The organism is Streptomyces scopuliridis, from assembly GCF_042790125.1.
In the GTDB taxonomy this organism is placed as follows: domain Bacteria; phylum Actinomycetota; class Actinomycetes; order Streptomycetales; family Streptomycetaceae; genus Streptomyces; species Streptomyces scopuliridis_A.
In genome coordinates, this window is sequence record NZ_JBHTZS010000001.1 from 529,659 (window position 1) to 547,567 (window position 17,909).

The 17,909-nt window shown below is 68.8% G+C and carries 17 protein-coding genes, 1 tRNA gene and 1 pseudogene; 6 read left to right on the forward strand and 13 right to left on the reverse strand.

Features of this window, described 5'->3' with window-relative positions:
• Nucleotide 1 precedes the first annotated feature (1 nt).
• The 3 genes from ACFRKB_RS02145 to ACFRKB_RS02155 all read left to right on the forward strand — a co-directional run bounded on the left by ACFRKB_RS02145 (nucleotide 2) and on the right by ACFRKB_RS02155 (nucleotide 2,799).
• Nucleotides 2-829 (forward strand): ABC transporter permease, encoded by an 828-nt coding sequence (locus ACFRKB_RS02145; RefSeq protein WP_383102574.1) that lies wholly within the window; start codon nucleotides 2-4, stop codon nucleotides 827-829.
• Nucleotides 830-916: 87 nt separating this feature from the next.
• Nucleotides 917-1,936 (forward strand): ABC transporter substrate-binding protein, encoded by a 1,020-nt coding sequence (locus tag ACFRKB_RS02150; protein WP_383102498.1) that lies wholly within the window; start codon nucleotides 917-919, stop codon nucleotides 1,934-1,936.
• The gene (locus ACFRKB_RS02155; protein WP_383102500.1) at nucleotides 1,933-2,799 is read left to right on the forward strand and encodes an ABC transporter ATP-binding protein; all 867 of its coding nucleotides are present in this window, start codon (nucleotides 1,933-1,935) and stop codon (nucleotides 2,797-2,799) included. The genes ACFRKB_RS02150 and ACFRKB_RS02155 overlap by 4 nt, the downstream gene beginning before the upstream one ends.
• 103 nt (nucleotides 2,800-2,902) lie before the next feature.
• Here ACFRKB_RS02155 and ACFRKB_RS02160 read toward each other — a convergent pair whose 3' ends face one another.
• From ACFRKB_RS02160 to ACFRKB_RS02185, 6 genes are all read right to left on the reverse strand, one after another.
• On the reverse strand, nucleotides 2,903-3,775 hold the full coding sequence (locus ACFRKB_RS02160) for a sugar phosphate isomerase/epimerase family protein (RefSeq protein WP_383102501.1): 873 nt from the start codon (nucleotides 3,773-3,775) through the stop codon (nucleotides 2,903-2,905).
• A gap of 19 nt (nucleotides 3,776-3,794) precedes the next feature.
• The gene (locus tag ACFRKB_RS02165; protein WP_383102503.1) at nucleotides 3,795-7,370 is read right to left on the reverse strand and encodes a ThuA domain-containing protein; all 3,576 of its coding nucleotides are present in this window, start codon (nucleotides 7,368-7,370) and stop codon (nucleotides 3,795-3,797) included.
• A 504-nt stretch (nucleotides 7,371-7,874) separates the two neighbouring features.
• Nucleotides 7,875-8,732 carry an aldo/keto reductase gene (locus ACFRKB_RS02170; protein WP_383102504.1) on the reverse strand — a complete coding sequence of 286 codons (858 nt, stop codon included), beginning with the start codon at nucleotides 8,730-8,732 and terminating at the stop codon, nucleotides 7,875-7,877.
• Nucleotides 8,733-8,920: 188 nt separating this feature from the next.
• The gene (locus ACFRKB_RS02175; RefSeq protein WP_383102505.1) at nucleotides 8,921-9,433 is read right to left on the reverse strand and encodes a mycothiol transferase; all 513 of its coding nucleotides are present in this window, start codon (nucleotides 9,431-9,433) and stop codon (nucleotides 8,921-8,923) included.
• A 169-nt stretch (nucleotides 9,434-9,602) separates the two neighbouring features.
• The gene (locus ACFRKB_RS02180; protein WP_383102507.1) at nucleotides 9,603-10,505 is read right to left on the reverse strand and encodes a transketolase family protein; all 903 of its coding nucleotides are present in this window, start codon (nucleotides 10,503-10,505) and stop codon (nucleotides 9,603-9,605) included.
• 55 nt (nucleotides 10,506-10,560) lie between these two features.
• Nucleotides 10,561-11,262, reverse strand: a complete 702-nt coding sequence (locus ACFRKB_RS02185) for a transketolase (RefSeq protein ID WP_383102508.1) — start codon at nucleotides 11,260-11,262, stop codon at nucleotides 10,561-10,563.
• 139 nt (nucleotides 11,263-11,401) lie between these two features.
• Here ACFRKB_RS02185 and ACFRKB_RS02190 point away from each other — a divergent pair.
• Nucleotides 11,402-11,475: transfer RNA gene (locus ACFRKB_RS02190), tRNA-Pro, on the forward strand.
• Nucleotides 11,476-11,676: 201 nt separating this feature from the next.
• Here ACFRKB_RS02190 and ACFRKB_RS02195 read toward each other — a convergent pair.
• The 5 genes from ACFRKB_RS02195 to ACFRKB_RS02215 all read right to left on the reverse strand — a co-directional run bounded on the left by ACFRKB_RS02195 (nucleotide 11,677) and on the right by ACFRKB_RS02215 (nucleotide 15,045).
• Nucleotides 11,677-12,534: an SMP-30/gluconolactonase/LRE family protein gene (locus tag ACFRKB_RS02195; RefSeq protein WP_383102510.1), complete on the reverse strand. Its 858-nt coding sequence runs from the start codon at nucleotides 12,532-12,534 to the stop codon at nucleotides 11,677-11,679.
• Between the two features lie 185 nt (nucleotides 12,535-12,719).
• Nucleotides 12,720-12,986 (reverse strand): GlsB/YeaQ/YmgE family stress response membrane protein, encoded by a 267-nt coding sequence (locus tag ACFRKB_RS02200; protein WP_383102512.1) that lies wholly within the window; start codon nucleotides 12,984-12,986, stop codon nucleotides 12,720-12,722.
• 128 nt (nucleotides 12,987-13,114) lie between these two features.
• Entirely contained in the window at nucleotides 13,115-13,387 is a 273-nt protein-coding gene (gene tatA, locus ACFRKB_RS02205; RefSeq protein ID WP_383102514.1) for a Sec-independent protein translocase subunit TatA, read from the reverse strand.
• A gap of 66 nt (nucleotides 13,388-13,453) precedes the next feature.
• Nucleotides 13,454-14,245: a hypothetical protein gene (locus ACFRKB_RS02210; protein ID WP_383102515.1), complete on the reverse strand. Its 792-nt coding sequence runs from the start codon at nucleotides 14,243-14,245 to the stop codon at nucleotides 13,454-13,456.
• A 224-nt stretch (nucleotides 14,246-14,469) separates the two neighbouring features.
• Entirely contained in the window at nucleotides 14,470-15,045 is a 576-nt protein-coding gene (locus ACFRKB_RS02215) for a TerD family protein (protein ID WP_383102517.1), read from the reverse strand.
• A gap of 259 nt (nucleotides 15,046-15,304) precedes the next feature.
• Here ACFRKB_RS02215 and ACFRKB_RS02220 point away from each other — a divergent pair.
• Nucleotides 15,305-15,491, forward strand: a pseudogene (locus ACFRKB_RS02220) (integrase); the annotation flags it as partial.
• A gap of 262 nt (nucleotides 15,492-15,753) precedes the next feature.
• On the opposite strand, the gene ACFRKB_RS02225 reads toward ACFRKB_RS02220, so the two are convergent.
• Together ACFRKB_RS02225 and ACFRKB_RS02230 are read right to left on the reverse strand one after the other, a co-directional pair.
• Complete coding sequence (locus tag ACFRKB_RS02225; RefSeq protein WP_383102519.1) at nucleotides 15,754-16,707, reverse strand: DUF4365 domain-containing protein; 954 nt, start codon at nucleotides 16,705-16,707, stop codon at nucleotides 15,754-15,756.
• Nucleotides 16,708-17,288: 581 nt separating this feature from the next.
• On the reverse strand, nucleotides 17,289-17,666 hold the full coding sequence (locus ACFRKB_RS02230; RefSeq protein WP_383102520.1) for a hypothetical protein: 378 nt from the start codon (nucleotides 17,664-17,666) through the stop codon (nucleotides 17,289-17,291).
• A gap of 73 nt (nucleotides 17,667-17,739) precedes the next feature.
• Here ACFRKB_RS02230 and ACFRKB_RS02235 point away from each other — a divergent pair, with 73 nt between their 5' ends.
• Nucleotides 17,740-17,892 (forward strand): hypothetical protein, encoded by a 153-nt coding sequence (locus ACFRKB_RS02235; protein WP_383102521.1) that lies wholly within the window; start codon nucleotides 17,740-17,742, stop codon nucleotides 17,890-17,892.
• Nucleotides 17,893-17,909 lie beyond the last annotated feature (17 nt).

A 17,909-nucleotide genomic window follows, 5' to 3' on the forward strand; every position in this document is an offset into this window, starting at 1 on the left:
AGTGTCCGGGGTCGCCGAACGGAAGGGTCCCGGGACGGGGGAGCGGCTGGCCCGTGCCGTCGAGGCCGGCTGGCGGCCCGTCGCCCTGCTGGCGGGCTGTTTCGTCATCTGGTGGATCATCGCGGCGGCCGAACTGGTGGAGCCGTATCTCGTCCCCTCGCCCGGCGCGACCCTCGATGTGCTCACCGGCAAGGCCGACTACCTCTGGCAGCACACATGGGTGACGACGTATGAGACGCTGCTCGGCTTTGTGATCGCGGTGGTGGTCGGGGTGCTCGCGGCGGTCGTCATGGTCTACTCCTCGACCGTCGAGAAGACGCTCTACCCCATCCTGCTCTTCGCCCAGGTCGTGCCCAAGATCGCCATCGCGCCGCTGTTCGTGGTCTGGCTCGGCTTCGGCATCACACCGAAGATCCTGATCGCCGTGCTCATCGCCTTCTTCCCGGTGGTGATCTCCATGGTCACCGGCCTGAAGGCGGTCGATCCGGAGATGCTCCAACTCTCCGCGACCATGGGCGCGAAGCCCTGGCAGACCTTCACCAAGATCCGCTTCCCGGCGTCACTGCCGCATCTCTTCTCCGGGCTGAAGGTCGCCGTGACCCTCGCGGTGACCGGCGCGGTCGTCGGTGAGTTCGTCGGCGCTAATGAGGGGCTCGGTTATGTGATCCTCCAGGCGAACGGCAACCTCGACACCCCGATGCTCTTCGCGGGGCTGCTCGTCATGTCGCTGATCGGCGTCGTCCTCTTCGTCCTGGTCGAGATCGCCGAGAAGCTGCTGCTGCCCTGGCACGCCAGCCGCCGGGACACCAACGTCACCACCTCGTACTGACCGACTCGACAGACTCGACCGAGTCTGCCGAGTTGATCGACTCGATCAACTCGACTCGACTCGATCCCGTACAGGGAAGGGCCAGCCATGCACGCGCGCAGACTCCTGATCGGCCTCGTACCGCTGCTCCTGGTCGCCACGGCCTGTGGCGAGGACGGCTCGGGGACCACCACCAGCGACTCCGGCAAGAAGCTCGACAAGGTGACGCTGACCCTCAACTGGTATCCGTACGGCGAACACGCGCCGTTCTACTACGGCAAGCAGCAGAAGATCTTCGAGAAGCACGGCATCGATCTGACGATCCGGGCGGGCCAGGGCTCGCAGAAGACCGTGCAGGCGACCGCCGCGGGCCAGACCGACTTCGGCTGGGCCGACACACCCGCCGTGCTCAGCGGTGTGGACCAGGGCGTCAACGTGAAGAGCCTCGGTGTCTTCCTCCAGACCACGCCCTCCTCGGTGCAGTTCTTCGCGAGCGAGAATGTCTCCACCCCCGCCGATCTCAAGGGAAAGACCATCGCGGGCACGGCCGGTGACGCGCTCACCAAGACGTTCCCGATCTTCCTCAAGAAGAACGACCTCAAGGAGTCGGACGTCAGGATCCAGAACACCGACCCGGCGGGCAAGATCGCCGCCGTGATCTCCGGCAAGACGGACGCACTCCTCGGCTACGCCAGTGACCAGGGCCCGACCATGCAGGACAAGGCCAAGAAGGACGTGTCGTATCTGCGCTTCTCGGAGCACGGACTCAACTTCTACTCCAACGGCCTGATCGCGGGGCAGCAGGTCCTCTCCGGCAGGAGCGAGCTGGCCGGGCGCATGGTGCGGGCCGTCAGCGAGGCATGGGCGGCGGCGGAGAAGGCCCCGGAGGCGGCCGTCGCGCAGATGGACGGCGCCTCGGAGCAACTTCCGCCCACGAACGTCCTGTTGGAGCAGTTCAAGACGACCGTCACACTGCTGCACACCGACGCGACGCGTGGCAAGGCCCCGGGCGTCAACACCGAGGGCGACTGGCAGCAGACCATCGACGTCTTCGCCGAGGCAGGTCTGGTGAAGAGCCCGAAGGCCGTCGCGGAGTACTGGGACAGCGCCACGGCGCTGAAGGGATGACGATGGCCAGGGACACCACGCTCCGGAAGCCGGCCGCCACGAAGGGCGGCGCCCCGGCGGAAGGGCAGACGGAGGAGCGGACGGAAGGGCGGACGGCGGCGGTCGGCCTTGAGGACGTGGCCGTCCGCTTCCGTACGAAGAAGCGCGATGTCACGGCCCTCCACGAGGTCTCGCTCGATGTCGCGATGGGGGAGTTCGTCGCCATCGTCGGCCCCTCGGGGTGCGGCAAGTCGACCCTCCTCAAGCTGGTCGCGGGCCTCCTCAAGGCGTCCTCGGGCGCCGTACGGCTCCAGGGCGAACGGGTCGACGGGCCGCGCCACGACATCGGATACGTCTTCCAGCGGGCGGCGCTGCTGGAGTGGCGTACCGCCCGGCGCAATATCCTCCTCCAGGCGGAGATGCGCCGGATGCCCGCCGAACCGGCGCGCCGGCGCGTGGACGAGCTGATCGAGATGACGGGTCTCAGCGGATTCGAGGACGCGTATCCGCATGAGCTGTCCGGTGGGATGCAGCAACGGGTCGCGCTGTGCAGGGCATTGCTCCACGAGCCGCCCGTGCTGCTGATGGACGAACCGTTCGGCGCGCTCGACGCCCTCACCCGCGAGCAGATGAACATGGAGCTGAACCGCATCTGGCGGGAGACCGGTACGACCGTGCTGCTGGTCACCCACTCGATCTCGGAAGCGGTCTATCTGGCCGACCGCGTGGTGGTGATGAGCCCGCGCCCCGGCACCATCACCGAGATCATCGACGTGGGCCTGGAGGCCGAGCGGGACTACACGGAGACGCTCGGTCGGCCCGAGTTCCGGGAGGCGGCCGGGCATATCCGGGGGCTGCTCGGGGCGGCCTCGGCGCAGGACTGACCGGGCCGGCTGATCCCCGGGCCGTGGTTCCCATGGCTCCCGGCCGCTGGTGACAGCGGCCGGGAGCCTTCGGGCTTACCCGTCTACGGTCGAACGCCCGCGCTCAGTACCGCAGCGCCGACAGATAGCGGTAGCTGTTCAGCGCGCTCGCGAACGGATCGGCCGGTGCGTCGTGCTCCACCAGCCACTGCCGTACTCCGCCGCTGCGCGCCGTGTCGAACATCGCCGGGAAGTCCAGGACACCCGAACCGACGTCCTCGAAGCCGCCGTTCGGGGCCATGTCCTTCACATGCAGCGCGGGGAACCGCCGGGGGTCCGTCACGAACAGCCGGCGCGGGTCGTCCCCGCCCTTCGCCGCCCAGTACACATCCAGCTCGAAGCCCACCAGCTCCGGATCGGTCTCCTTGAGCAGGATGCCGTACAGGCTCTCGCCGTCGACCACGTCGTGGTCACCGTCGTGATTGTGGAAGAGCACCTTGAGCCCGGACTCCCGGGCGATACGTCCCGCCGCGTTGAACTGCCGTGCCGCTTCCCGGTATCCGGCCGGTGAGTGCATCCCCGCCGGCAGGCTCGGCACGACCACCCATGAGCCGCCCAGCGTACGGACGTCCTCGATGGCCTGCGGCAGACCGCTGCCGGTGACCGTGGTGTAGGCGACATGTTCCAGGACCGCCTTGAGCCGGGTGGCGTCCAGCATCCGCCGGATCTCGGCGGCGCTGTGGCCGTGCCGGCCGCTGACACCGACCGTCGCGTAACCGATCTCCGCCAGGCGCTCCAGCGTCCCCCGGAAATCCGTCGCGAGCGGGGTGCGCATCGTATAGAGGTGCATTCCGATCCCGGACGGCGGGATGCGCCGCCGCCGACGGCCGGTGTCGGTCCGGTGGGCCGCCACCGCCGTGGGAGTGCTCACGCCCAGCGCCGCCAGCCCGACCGCCGCGCCCGCCGTGCTCAGGAACGCTCTTCGGGTGCCGTTCATCGTCACTCTCGGTCTCCTCTCAGCGCACGTTGACCGGGACCGCGCCGGTCGTCGTGTCGCCCTTGTCGTCGGTGACGGTCAGATGCGCCGTGTACGCGCCCGGCCGTGCGTAGGTGTGGGCCGCGCTCGGCCCTTCCGTACCCGTGGCCCTGGTGTTGTCACCGAAGTCCCAGTGGTACGAGGCGATGGTGCGCCCGGCCACCGGTTTCACGGTGCTGGTGAGCTGTACGGCCAGCGGCGCGCTTCCGTCGGCGGGTGTCGCCCTGACCGACACCTTCGTGGCCGGTTTCTTCTCCACCCCGGGACCGTTGAAGTGCAGCCAGTCGACCGCGAACAGATCCGGCTTCTCCGCCGACCAGTCCGGGTTGGTGAAGACCGCGTACAGCTTCACCGAGCCGGAGCCGGAGCCGGAGCCGGAGTCCGCGTCCGCGCCCGCGTTCGGGCCGACGGGGGCCTTCAGCGTGACCGTGGGGGAGATCAGATTCCCGAAGCCGCCGGTGTTGGGGATGGTCGCCTTCCCCAGCAGTGGTCCGGTCGGTGAGCCGCTACGGAACTCGATGTCCCCGCCGAGACCGCCGGAGGCGGCGCCCACCGTCACCGAAGTGATGCCCTTGAGATTCACCGGGTCGAAGGAGATCCAGTCGCCGTCCTCGATCTCGGTCACCCGCTTGCCGCCCGAAGCGTCGGCGCGGTCGGCGATCACGGTTCCGTCGTGCGCGCCGCCGGTCGCGGTACGGTGCTCCGCCTCCCGGAAGGTGGTACGCAGTGTCAGCGACGCCGAGCCCGTCAGCGCGGGCACGCCCTCGGCGCCCTTGTCCTCGTACTGCGCGGTGATGCCGTAGTACAGGTTCTGCCCGGGGCCGTGGCTGTCCCCGGCATCGGTGACGATCTCCCCCGTACAGCCGGAGTAGTTGTCCAGCGGATGCAGATGGCTGTCATGGCCGAGCTGGGACTGCACGACCACCCGCGAGCAGTCGATGCGGCCGCCCGGTCCGGTCTTCCCGTCCTCCCGGTCCGTCACCTTCACGGTGAACGGGATGGTGTCTCCGAAACTGAACATCCCGCCGTTCGGGGGCTGTTGGATGGTGACGACCGGTCTGGTGTTGCCGACGGTGATCTCCTGGACGGAGAGCGCGGTGAGCCCGTCGGGCCCGGTGACGGTCAGCCGGGCCGTGAACCGGCCCTTGTCGCGGTAGACATGGGAGGGATTCGGCTCGGTGGAGTCGGTGGTCCCGTCGCCGTCGAAGTCCCACGCGTAGGTCACCGGCTTGCCGGCGGGCAGCCCCGATCCCTCGCTGGAGAAGGTCACCGTCAGCGGCGCGGGACCGCTGTCCGGCGTCGCCGTGGCCTTGGCGTCGGGCAGCCGGCCGTCCGCGACGTAATCGATGCGGTAGATGCCCGAGCCCTCGTTGCTGCCGCCCCGGCCCGTACCGCTGCCGAGCCCGAAGTCGATGACGTACAGCGCTCCGTCGGGCCCGAAGTCGGCGTCGAAGGGCTGGTTCCACTTCAGATCGCCGAAGACACCGTTGATGGAGTGGAGATCGCCCGCCTTCACCGGATCGAAGCGCGGATCCGTGAACGTCTGGTCCTCCCGCTGGAACGAGAATGCCTTGAACCAGGTCCTGGTCAGCTCATACGTGAGCCATTTGCCCTCGAAGTACTCCGGGAACTTCGACGGGTACGTGTTCGCCGGGTCGTAGTCGTAGACGGGACCGCTCATCGGCCCGCCGCCGCCCGTGCCGAGCTCGGGGAATTCGGCCGACGCGGAGTACGCGTACCAGACCGTCGCCGGCTTGGCGGCGGGCAGATCCCGCAGACCGGTGTTGTTCGGCGAGTCATTGACCAGCTTGGCGCAGTCGAATTTCGCCCCCGAAGTGCCGGTCGCGAAATCGTAGTCATTGAACGGGGTGTTGTTGCCGGTGCAGTACGGCCAGCCGTAATTCCCCGGCTCGGTGATCCTGTTGTACTCGACGGTCCCCTCGGGCCCCCGGTCGGCCACGGCCTCCCGCGCGTCCGGCCCGTAGTCGCCCATGAGCACGGCGCCGCTCAGCGGATCGGTGGTGATACGGAACGGATTGCGCAGACCCATCGCGTAGACCTCGGGACGCGTCTTCTCCGTGCCCGGCGCGAAGAGATTCCCGTCCGGAATGGAATACGTGCCGTCGTCCTCCGGGGTGATCCGCAGAATCTTGCCGCGCAGATCGTTCGTATTCCCGGCGGTCATCTGGGCGTCCCAGGCGCGACGCCCGTCGCGTTCATCGATCGGGGCGAAGCCGTCCGAGGCGAACGGATCGGTGTTGTCGCCGGTCGCGACATACAGATCGCCGTTCTTGTCGAAGGCGATCGAACCGGCCATATGGGAATTGGCCCGGCCCTCACCGCGCAGCGTCGGGACGGTCAGCAGCCGCTTTTCCGAGGCCGGATCGACGGTGTTGCCGGTGACCGTGAAGCGCGAGAGATTGAGCCGTTTCTCGGTCTTGTCGGAGTGCAGCAGATAGAGCCAGTTGTTCGCCGCGAAATCCGGATCGAGCGCCAGCCCGAGAAGCCCGTCGGACTGGCTCGTCATCTCCGGGGTGTACGCGAAGTCCAGCGCGGTCGAGACCTGGAGCGTCGTCTGGTCGATCACCTTGAGCTTGCCGGTGCGCTGGATGAAGAAGACCCTGCGGTCCGGGGCGACGGCCAGTTCGAAGGGGTCGGCGAGATCGCTGGTGGCGAGCGCGGTGCGCTGGAAGGCGCCCGTCTTGGTGGCGGTGCAGTCGCCGGGCTTGTTGCCCGCGGCCCACTGGATCCCGCCCAGCAGATGCTTACGGAACGCGTCCTCCTGGAAGGTGGACGAACTGTGCCCGCCGGCGGTGTACCAGGAGCGTCCGCCGTCGTAGTTCTGGCACCACGACCACGGTTGGTCGACGCCCTCGTCCAGCCCGTCGACGCCGTCGTTCACCTTGACCTGCGCGAGCGTGTGCACCTTGCCGGTGGGGTTGGTGCGCCAGTTGTACCACTCCTCCGTGTGCTCCCAGAGCTGAGGAAGGCCCTGGGTGGAGGGGTGGGTCTGGTCGAGTATCTTCACCCGGCCGGTCTGGATGGCGGGGTGCTTGTCGAAGATCGCGCCGACCAGCCCCTCGTACCAGCCCCAGTCGCGCTCACTGGCGGACGCGGAGTGCAGACCGACCCAGCCGCCGCCCGCTCGTACGAAGCCCTGGAGGGCGGAGCGCTGGTCGGCGTCGAGCAGATCGCCGCTCTCCGGGGTGGAGTTGGTGTTGTTGAAGACGATCGCCTGGAAGCGGGCGAGATTGTCCGCGGTGAAGGCCGCGGCGTCGTCGGTGGCCTCCACCTCGAACCCGTTCTCGCTGCCGAGCTGCTCAATTGTCTTGATTCCGGTGGAAATCGAGTCATGCACGGAGTTGGTGGTTTTGGAGAAGACCAGGACGCGGAACGGAGCCGCGTCGGCACGGGGTGGCGCGGCCATCCCGAGACCGAGGACGAGCGCCAGTAAGGCGATGAGGATGAGGAGGGGGGAGGAGGACGGGGATGATGGGGACAGGGACAGAGCTCTGACGGACGACGTTCTCGTGGGCGTTCTCACAGGTGTTCTCATGGCGCTCCCGGTGCTGGTGAGCCGAGCTGCGGGTTAGAAAGCGCTTTCTGGAGTACGTCGCACAGCGTAGGTTCAGCTGTTACAGGGGGTCAATGGGTCGGAAGGGCTCTCTGTGATAAGGGAGTTGGCGTCGGGGCGCATGAACAGGCGCCGAGGGCAGGCGAACGGGCGCCCGGCGGTGCGGATTCGGCCCGCCGGGCGGGCATACGTCGTCCGGGCATACGTCGTCCGGGCATGCGGCGTCCGGGCATGCGGTGTCCGGGCATACGTCGTCCGGGCATGCGTCGTCCGGGCATGCGGTGTCCGGGCATACGTCGTCCGGGCATGCGTCGTCCGGGCATGCGTCGTCCGGTCATGTGTTGTCGGGACACACGTCGTCCGGGCATACGGGGTCTGGTCATACGTCGTCGGGACGTAGGCCGTCGGGACATACGGCTGACCCGCCCCGGGCCATCGCGCGGGGCGGGTCGGTGGTGCGGCGTGTGCCTGTCCGGGCGGGTGTCGTCAGGCCGCGTCCAGCTCCGCCACCTCGGCGGGGGTCAGCACGAGGTCGGCCGCGGCGACCGAGTCGATGATGGTCTCCGGACGGCTGGAGCCCGGAATCGGCAGAACGGTGGGCGACTTGGCCAGCATCCACGCCAGGCACACCCGCTGCGGGCTCACGCCATGAGCCTCCGCGATCCGGGCGAACGGCGCGTACGAGGAACCGAGTTCACCCGCGTGCTTGATGCCGCCGAACGGGCTCCACGGCAGGAACGCGATACCCAGCTCGGCACAGAGTTCGAGCTCCGGTTCGCTGGAGCGGAAGGCCGGAGAGAACTGGTTCTGCACCGAGACCAGCCGGCCGCCGAGGATCTCATTGGCCGACCGGATCTGCTCCGGGTCGGCGTTGGAGATACCGGCCTGGAGGATCTTGCCCTCGTCGAGCAGATCACGCAGCGCGCCGATGGACTCCTCGTAGGGAACCTCGGGGTCGGGACGGTGGAACTGGTAGAGCCCGATCGCCTCCACGCCGAGCCGCCCGAGCGACGCCTCACAGGCGAGCCTGAGGTGCTCGGGGGAGCCGTCCAGCGTCCAGGAGCCGTCGCCGGGACGCAGATGGCCGCCCTTGGTGGCCACCAGCACCTCGGAGCCCCGGCCGTGCGAGGCCAGCGCCTTGGCGATCAGGGACTCGTTGTGGCCGATGTCGTGGGCGTCCCGGTGGTAGGCGTCCGCCGTGTCGATCAGTGTCACCCCGGCGTCCAGCGCCGCGTGGATGGTGGCGATGGACCGTGCCTCGTCGGGCCGTCCCTCGATCGACATCGGCATACCGCCCAGGCCGATCGCGCTGACCTCGACGGTTCCGATGCGGCGAGTCTTCATGGTGTGGCGCACCCTTCCTGCTGCGTCGTCCGCCGGATCCGGCGGACGTCTTCCAGCTTCCCGGCTCGTCCCGTGGGACGTCCATACTTCGCCGCCGTCGCGGAAGAGCGCCACTTCACCGGGGCCGCTGAGCGTGCTGGGGCGCGGAACTCCGTACCCGACCTTCCTCAGGTCCTGGTCGGCCGGACTCAGGGCCGCTCCAGCCAGCCCCGGATGAACGCGGCCTGCCCGACATGCTGGAGATCATCGGTGATGACGCTGACGAGCCGTACGCCGAGAGTGACGGCCGGGGCCCAGGTGTTGTCGACGACCCGGCCGAGGTCCGCGTCCTTGAGCGTGCCGAGGTACTTCACCGTCCGCTCGTGAACGGCGTCGTGGTACTCGACCAGCAACTCGCCGGAGATTCCGCCGAGCGAGGCCACGTCCTTGGGGGAGTGGCCGTACCCGGTGGAGCGGCGCGAGAACGGCAGCTCGTACCTCTCCGACCACTCCTGCGCGATCCACACCTCTTCCGTACCGGCCACGTCCGCGATGTGATCGTCCTGGATCCGGGTGAGATGCCAGACCAGCCAGGCGATCGAATTCGCCCCGTCATCCAGCCGTACGGCCAGCTCATCGGGGGAGAGGCCGTCCACCGCCTCATGGACGGCGTCGCGGATACGGCCGAAGGCGTCGATGAGCAGATCACCGCTCGCGGTCATGGCAGGCTCCACTTCTGTGCGGCTTCCGCGGGACCTTCGATGCCAGCCGTTTGTGGGTCGAGGGTCCCGGTCCCATACCAGGTTGCCTCGTGTCGCCCGCCGGTGCGCTCCGAGGAGCCGGTCCGGACTGGTGAGACAAAGGGAGACAGGGGATGGCCCCGGCAGCGCCTCACGCACGCGTCAGGAACCCCGAGATCCGCTCCCGCAGCGACCGTGCGTCGAGGCCCTGCCCGGCCAGGTGCTCTTCGAGCTGTCCGTACCGGCGCAGCTCGCGGCGGGCCACACCGAGCCCCAGCACCCGGTGCGGGGTACCGGCCAGCGCGTCGTTGGCCGCTGCCGTGGAGGTGCCGGCGAGATACGGCTCGACGAGCACGACATCCGCCGCGTCACCGCCCGCGACGGCCCGGCGCAGCGCCGCCCCGTCGAAGGGCCGCACGGTCGTCGCGTACAGCACCGTCGTATCCAGCCCCTCCGTCGCCGTCAGCACGTTGTCCAGCATCGGCCCGACGGCGACCACGACCCCGGCGCGCCCCTCGCGTACGGTGCTGAACCCGGCGCCGGTCACGGACCGTGCCCGCTCGTTGCTCTGCATCGACAGCCGTACGTAATCCCGTCCGTCCCCGGCGGCGGCACGCCGCAGCAGGGCCTCGGCCTCGTCTGGATGTCCGGGTACGTGCACCGCCCAGCCGTCGAGTGTGTCCATCAGCGCGACATCGCCGGGCGCCATATGGGTGAAACCGCCCGCGGGCCAGTCGTACGAAGCCCCCGCGCTGACCAGTACGCCGCCCACGCCCTGGTGTCCGAAGTCCAGCTTGACCTGCTCGAAGGGCCGCTCGACCAGGAAGCTGGCGAAGGTGTGCACGATCGGCCGCAGCCCGGTGAGGGCGAGCCCGCCGCCCACGCCGACCAGCAGCTGTTCACGGATCCCGACATTGATCACGCGGTCCGGATGGCGCCGCTCCGCCGCGTCGAAGCCGTCCCGGCTGATCTCGGCGAGGACGACCGCGAGCCGTGGGTCGTCGTCCAGCAGCTGGGCAGTGGTGGAGATGAAGCGGTCGCGCATGGTGTCCATGGGAGATACCCCTCTTTGCCTGGGTGCCTGTCGGCGGTCGAATGTGGCGCGGCGGTCAGGACTTGGGCTCGACGCGGGCCACGACCGCCCGGGGCCGGCCCGCGTGCGGCGCGGTGAAGGCCGCGTACAGCGCCTCGTGGTCCCTGCCGTCGACGGTCTCGGCCGACCAGCCGGCCGCCTCGAACCGCGACGCGATGCCGCCGGGCCAGCCGTAGGTCGCGGACGCGTTGTCGATCACCAGCGTGTGGAGCTGATCGAGCCCCGCCGGACCCGCGTAGGCGAGCGCCTCGTGATTGCTGCCCTCGTCCAGCTCGGCATCGCCGACCAGCACCCACACACGCGGATCGGTGAGCCCCTGCGCCCGGAGCCCGAGCACACTGCCCACGGCGAGCGGCAGTCCGTGCCCGAGCGAGCCGCTGCCGATCTCCACGCCCGGAATCAGCGTCCGGTCGGGGTGATGCCCGAGCGGAGAGTCGTACGAGCCGAAGCCGGGCAGCGTCTCCTCGGCGATGAACCCCTTGGCGGCGAGGACCGCGTAGTACGCCATCGGCCCGTGCCCTTTCGAGAGCAGGAACCGGTCCCGTCCGGGCGAGTCGACGGTCCCGGGCGACACGCGCAGGACCCGGTCGTACAGCACCCACAGGGCATCCAGCGTGGAGGTCGCCGCCGGTCCGTGCTTCTCGTCGCCCGTCATCAGAGCCAGCAGCCGGTTCAGATCCTGGAATCCCGCTACGGAGGTCGTCTCTGTCGTCGTCATGAAACCCACGGTGCAACTTCAACCACACTTGAGGTCAAGCGCCCGATCCGCTCGGAAAGCGATTCGTGACCACCGGTCCGAGTGCGGTATTGTTCTCATGCGCGTTCGGGCCAGGGAAAACCCCAGGTCAGACGGGCATCGGGACGTGGCGCAGCTTGGTAGCGCACTTGACTGGGGGTCAAGGGGTCGCAGGTTCAAATCCTGTCGTCCCGACTTGTGTTTTCGCAGGTCGTAGGCGGTATCGGAGAAATCCGGTACCGCCTTTCCGTGTCTCTTGGTGACCAGTTGGGGACCAGCCGGTCCAGGAGGTAACTCCTTTCGCCGCCCCGGCGGCGTGCTGGTGGGCCCGGCAGAGTGTGGAGTCGACGTTCACGTCCCAGGTGATCAGGCCCTGCGCGGCGCGGCCGGCGGGAGTCAGCGCCGCGGGACCAGGTTGGCGATCTTCCAGAGCGAGCCCGTGCCGGTCACCTGGGTGGTGTAGGCGTTGCCGTTCCGGTCCAGCTTGAAGGCGAAGAAGTTGAGGCCGCGCACACTGGCGATCTGCGTGCCCACGCCCGTGTCCGGGTTGAGGCTCGTGACCTCGTTGCCGACGGCGAAGTAGACCTGGCCGTCCGCCGCCACGGAGATGGACGTGGGCTCGTAGAACTGGGTGGCGACAGTTCTCGTCGCCCCGTTGGTGAGGTCCGTCCAGAGGATCCGGCCCGTGAACATGTCCGCGGTGTAGGCGCCGCCGCGTCCGTCCACCGCGATGCCCTGGGACAGGCCGAGGCCGGACGCGACGACCCGTACAGTGGCGCTCTCCTTCACCTCGTACAGCTTGCCGCTGCCACCGGTCGCGTAGATGGTGGTGCCGCTGTGGGCGAGGGCGTGCAGCGCGCCGAGCCCGGAGGCGAGAAGGCGCTGTTGCCCGGTGGCCAGATCGACCTGGCGCAGGTTGCCGTCGAAGTCCCCGACGTACGCGCTGCCGGTGCCGTCGAGGGCGATGCCGCGCAGATTGCCCAGGCCCGTGGCGACGGTGGAGCGCGCGCCGGTCACCAGATTCACCGTGCGCAGTTCGCCGTTCTGGTACGTGAGGTAGGCGTTGTCGGCTGTGTCGTACGCGGCGTCGACGGGCTCGCCGAGGCCGGTCACCAGGCTCGTGCAGGAGGACGAGGGGCAGGTGACCACGGGCACGGCGGCCGCCGAAGCAGATGTTCCCGCCAAGCCCGCGACGGTCAGCGCCATCATGATTACCGCTGCGGTACGGGTGCGCCAGGAGGCGGCAGACGTCACGGCGAGTTCTCCAATCGAAAACGGACGGACCCGGCCCGGCCCGGATCCGGGTGGGGCTGGGCCACTGGTTCGTACGGAGCCCGGCCGGTATTCATTCAACGCGCAACAAACTTGGCCGGAACACGTCGGAGACCGAGACGTCACGCCGCCGCGCTCGCCCACCCATCCGCGATCGCTGCCGCGGGTCAGTCGCGGGAATTGCCGAAGAGAAGGCGGTACGCGATCAGCAGGACCAGGGAGCCGCCGATCGCCGCACCCCATGTCGCGAGATCGAAGAACTCGTTCTGTATGGGACGGTCGAGCAACTTCGCGGAGAGCCAGCCGCCGGTGAAGGCCCCGGCGATACCGATGAGGGTGGTGACGATAAGCCCGCCCGGATCGCGTCCGGGCAGGATGAACTTGGCGATGGCTCCGGCCAGGAGCCCGAGGATTATCCAGCTGACGATGCCCATGACGTTGCACTGCTTTCGTTTCGGTGTGACGGACGAATCGGTGTGACGGACGAGAGCGGCCCGGTGGGCTGCCCCTACGGAAGGGACGCGCATGGAGGGAACGCGCGGGCGGTGGAGTCGCGGGCTGGTCAGGGCCGCGGTGCGTCGTTGCCCGGCTGCGCAGTGGGGTGCGGGCTGGTGACGTCGCCTGGGGCGGCACGGATGACGCCCGGGGCCGCGGTTCCGGGGGAGGGGGTTCCCTCCGCGGCCGGCGGGGTCTGGTCGGACTTCATCGCCTTGGCCTCGCTCTTGAGGATGCGCGCCGACTTGCCCATGGAGCGGGCGAGTTCGGGGAGTTTCTTGGCACCGAAGACCAATATGACGACGATGAGGATGATGGCGATCTCGCTGATGCCGAACATGAATGTTCCTCTTCTCCCTGGTAGTCGGGTGGCAGGAGGTGGCGCCGGCGTCTCGGCCGGGGTGGTTCAGGAGGCGTCGGTCCCGCGAGGCACCGCGGGACCGGTGAAGTCCGGGCTTGCGAAATCGGGGCTGGTGTAGCCCAGGTGGGTGCGGCGTTCCGGGAGCGGATTGCGGGCGGCCGGGCGGGGCGGTGACAGCTGTGCCTCGGCATCCGGGGCCGGAGCTGGTGTGGGCAGGTGCAGTCGCTGGCGCAGGAAGGGCAGCATGCCGCGCTCCAGCAGTGCTTGATGCCACGCAGCGCGAGCCTCGATGACGGCCGGGGCGTGACGGTGCGGGTGCCCGCCGGGTGCGGAGCGGTGCCGCACGGCGGTGACGACCAGCGCGGCGGCCGCGATGAGCGCCGCGAGCACCGCCAGGGCGGCGGTTAGCCAGCCGGTACCCACCAAGGCGTCCGCGAGGGGCTGTTGGGAATCGGCCAGGCGTAGGGCGTAGCCGATGAGCAGGAATATCGTCGCCGCCATGACGGACAGGACCGGAGCGAGTACGGCCAGCGCCGCCAGCAGCCCGCGCCCGTCCTTCGAGACGTCCACGTGTTGAGGCTGTTGAGGACGATCGGGGAGGTGGGCCGTGGAATGCCCGGTCGTGTCCCGCAGCCGGAGGTAGACGGTGTACTCGGAGGCAGCCGCGGCCGAGATGGTCCCGGTCGCCGCCAGCGCCTGGGAGCGCAGGCGCTCGGCATCGGTCCGCACGCCGGGGCGCCGCAGGGACTCGCGGATCTCCGGGGTGTCCAGGGCGAGGCGCAGCACCTGCTCGAAGTCTGCTCTGTCTGCCGCCTCGCGGCGGTCGGATGCGTGCATGAGAAGTCCCCCGATCGTTTCTGCCCACGGGCCGCCGCCCGTGACTGCGGTCCTCGTCGCGCTCCCCGGAGCCCCGCTGCCGGACAGGCCCGTCGCGGAGGTCGGCCCGATGCCGACGTCTCGTTCCGGTGAGGCGGTACCCCGGCCGGTGGCCGGGGCGCCAGTGGTGTTCTCTTCGGATGGGCGGCCGCGGGTGCCGGGCGCCGAAGACGGGTGGCGTGGCGTCAGACGCCGACGCCGAAGTCGGCGGCGATCCCGGCCAGGCCGCTGGCGTAGCCCTGGCCGACGGCGCGAAACTTCCACTCCTCGCCGTTCCGGTACAGCTCGCCGAAGACCATCGCGGTCTCGGTCGCGGCGTCCTCGCTCAGGTCGTAGCGGGCGAGTTCGGCGCCGCCTGACTGGTTGACCACGCGGATGAAGGCGTTGCGCACCTGGCCGAAACTGTGGCCTCGGTTCTCGGCGTCGTGGATGGAGACCGGGAAGACGATCTTCGCCACGTCGGCGGGAACGCTGGTCAAGTTGACCTTCAGGGACTCGTCGTCGCCCTCGCCCTCACCGGTCAGGTTGTCGCCGGTGTGCTCGACCGAACCGTCGGGGCTCTTCAGGTTGTTGTAGAAGATGAAGTGCTGGTCGGAGAGCACCTTGCCGCCGTTGTCCACCAACAGGGCGCTGGCATCGAGGTCGTAGTCGGTGCCGGTGGTGCTGCGCGCATCCCAGCCGAGCCCGACCAGCACGGCGGTCAGGCCCGGCGCCTCCTTGCTGAGCGAGACGTTGCCGCCCTTGGCCAGACTCACACCCATGTCGCTGTCCCCTTCGCGTGTTCCCGCACCTCGCCCCCGGTCGAGGGCCGGTTCCGTGCCCACCGGTCACTTAAATCTACAGCACTGTAGAAGTTGCTGGGGGTTTCCGGGCGGGGCGGCAGATGGACGTGGCGGACCAGAACAAGTGCGGCCCGGAGCGGCAGTCTCGGCGCGGCCAGGGCGAATTGGAGGCGCGGGCGCTCGCCGCGCTGCGCCAGGCCCCGAGAGCCGTCACCGCGGCCTGGGCCCAGGGACGCCTGGGCGGCGGCCTCGCCTCTTCGCTGTCATCGAGTACGCCGGCAGGCGCATCCGGATCCTCGGCGGTACTGCGCATCCGACCGCAGCCTGGGTGGTGAGTTGGGTGCAATCTCGTTATGGGCCTGGAGGACGCGGGCACAAGGGCGACGTTCTTGATCCGTGAACGGGACTCGAAGTTCACGCGCGCTGGACGGATGATTAATCGGCACCCGCAGTGTTCGGGTCGGGCACGGCGGGCCCCCTTTCCGGTCCGGAAGATCTGCCGCCAGAGTGGTGGTCGTGTCAGCCGTTCATCTGGCGCATCGTAGCTATACGAGATCAGGGCCCGTTCCGCCGCTCGCCGAGCCTGGCGGCGTACCCATCGCGATCCTCGCGGTCTCCGAGACCGTCTATCGGCAGTTCACGGCCAACGGCCCGGTCGTCACCACGCGAGTGGCCCAGCCGCACGGCTTACTGCACAAGCTGACGCTTGCCTGTGGCTCCGAACCGGTCGACCACCAAGAAGGCAGTGCCCAGTTCGTTCAGAGTCAGCTCCAGACGCCACAGCGCGACCTCGCCGTCGTCAGTGTAGGGGCGCAGCTCGGAATACCGGCCCTGCTTCCCATCGGTGTACTCCTCCGAGTGGAAGGTGATCTCGTTGTCCCCGACGCGGCATTCCGTGTCGTACTGGTCCCAGTCGGCTTCGTCGTAGGTCTCTTCGTGGAGACCGACTTCGGCCCAGGCGAACAGTCCCGGTACGACGTCGGCGTAGCTGGAGGGTCCGATCATGATGGTCCAGCGCGCGAGCTCGGTCGGCGGTTGGCCGTCCTCGTTGTCGACGCCGAGGACGATCTCGCCCCGCCCGGAGGTCTTGTTGAACCATTCCTCGATGTCGATGACGAGGTGCTCGCCGGCCGCGAGTCGCTCCATCCACGGCCGGGCCAGCCGCAGATCGCGGATGCGCAGTACATACGGGTCGCCCTCGGCGGCCCCACGCAACACCGAAGCGGCTTCTTTGTCGAGGATCTGGTTGCGGGGAACGAGCAGCTTCCAACCGCCCCGGCGGGTTCTTTGCAAAGTCTCGCGGCTGGCGAGCTGCCAGTAGCAGACCTGGGCCTCCGGCTCGTACAGGACTACCACGACCGGCAGGGAGTGGTTGAGCCAGTACTGGACGTGTTCGGCATCGGGCCGGAACCACCAGCCACCTTGAGTGGTCTCCTTGAACCAGCTCTCGCCGCTCTTGATCTGCAGCGCGAGCAGCAGACCCAGCACCTCTTCTGTCTCCACGATTTCGACGTGGGCGTCGATCCCGTAGTCCTCGGTCGGCTGCTCCCGAAACAGCCACCCCAACTGGTCCTGGACAGCGAGCTGAGTGTGAGTGACTCCTTCGCTGCCGACCTTGGCAGAGGGAATTCGGCGCATCATGACCGCCATTATTCGCTGCCCTCGGCGTGCTGCTGCTTCCGGGAGGCGCGCAGACCGCACCCGGGCTTCCAGGCCTCCGGTGCCTGCCCGTGCCCAGGCCCGCCAGTCAGCCGCGAACGGATGCCGTCCGCTACCGGGAGGCGAGGGATCGGAGAATGACTGGTTACGGCGTGCGGCGGACGCGATAACGGCCCGCCGGATTCCTTTCGACGGTCCCCGGCGCGCCCGTCGGCGTGGACGACATCATCGCCGCCCCTCTCCAGCTGGCGGTTCGAGCCCGCGCGCACGGCGCGAAGGTGTACGCCGCGACCATGGCCTCCTACGGCGGCTCGGAGATGTACACATCCGAGGGCGACAAGGCACGCGAGCAGGAGCGGTGTTCGAGCAGCGGTGTTCCGCGTCCAGGTCGTGCGGCGGACCTCGGGCCGGAAGGCCGGAGGACAACGCCGCCGGTGGACGCCACACGCCCGCCTACCTCGAACCGGAGCGCCTTGACGGCGACGGTACGGCCGAGCCGTACGTCCTCGGCCGCGGACACCTCGGCCGTACCGCCACGGTCCAGGCGCTACCGGATCCGGTCCTTACGAGCGGCACTTCGTGAAGCTTCCCCCGTCCGGCAGCTTGTCGTCCCAGATCCAGCCCTCCAGGACCAGGTTGCTGTAGTACGCGGTGACGTGCGTCCATGTGTTCTGGTGGATGTTGCTGGTGTAGCAGTCGTATACGAGCTTGGTCTGCTTGGTCAGGCTGTAGCCGGGCAAGCAGTCGGCGTAGGGGCCCTTCTGGTGGAGTATGACGCCGTTTATGTCCGGGTACACGACCTTGCCGTCCAGCCCCTTCTGCCATGAGGCTGTCGCACACGCGGATGCGCCGGACGTAGCGGCGTAGGACGGCGCGCCGGCTGCTCCGACGAGGAGCGCGGTGCTCAGGGCAGTGCCGGCAATGGCATGTCGAATACGCATGGTTCCTCCGTGGGTGTTGCGTCGGGCTGAGCTGGGTGCCGACTGTTCCCCGTCGACCTTGAGGGAACCTTGGATGCCTGGTCAGGCGGCATCTCCCGAGCTGCCCGAGCTGCCCGAGCTGGCCGACCGGGTCGGCCACCGGGCGCTGGTGCCGCCTTCGGGCGAGGGCGGATTGTTCGACGTTCTGTGGCGCGGCTCGTGCCTTCGCGGATGTTCGGGCCGGTGAACAGCCGGCATCCGGGT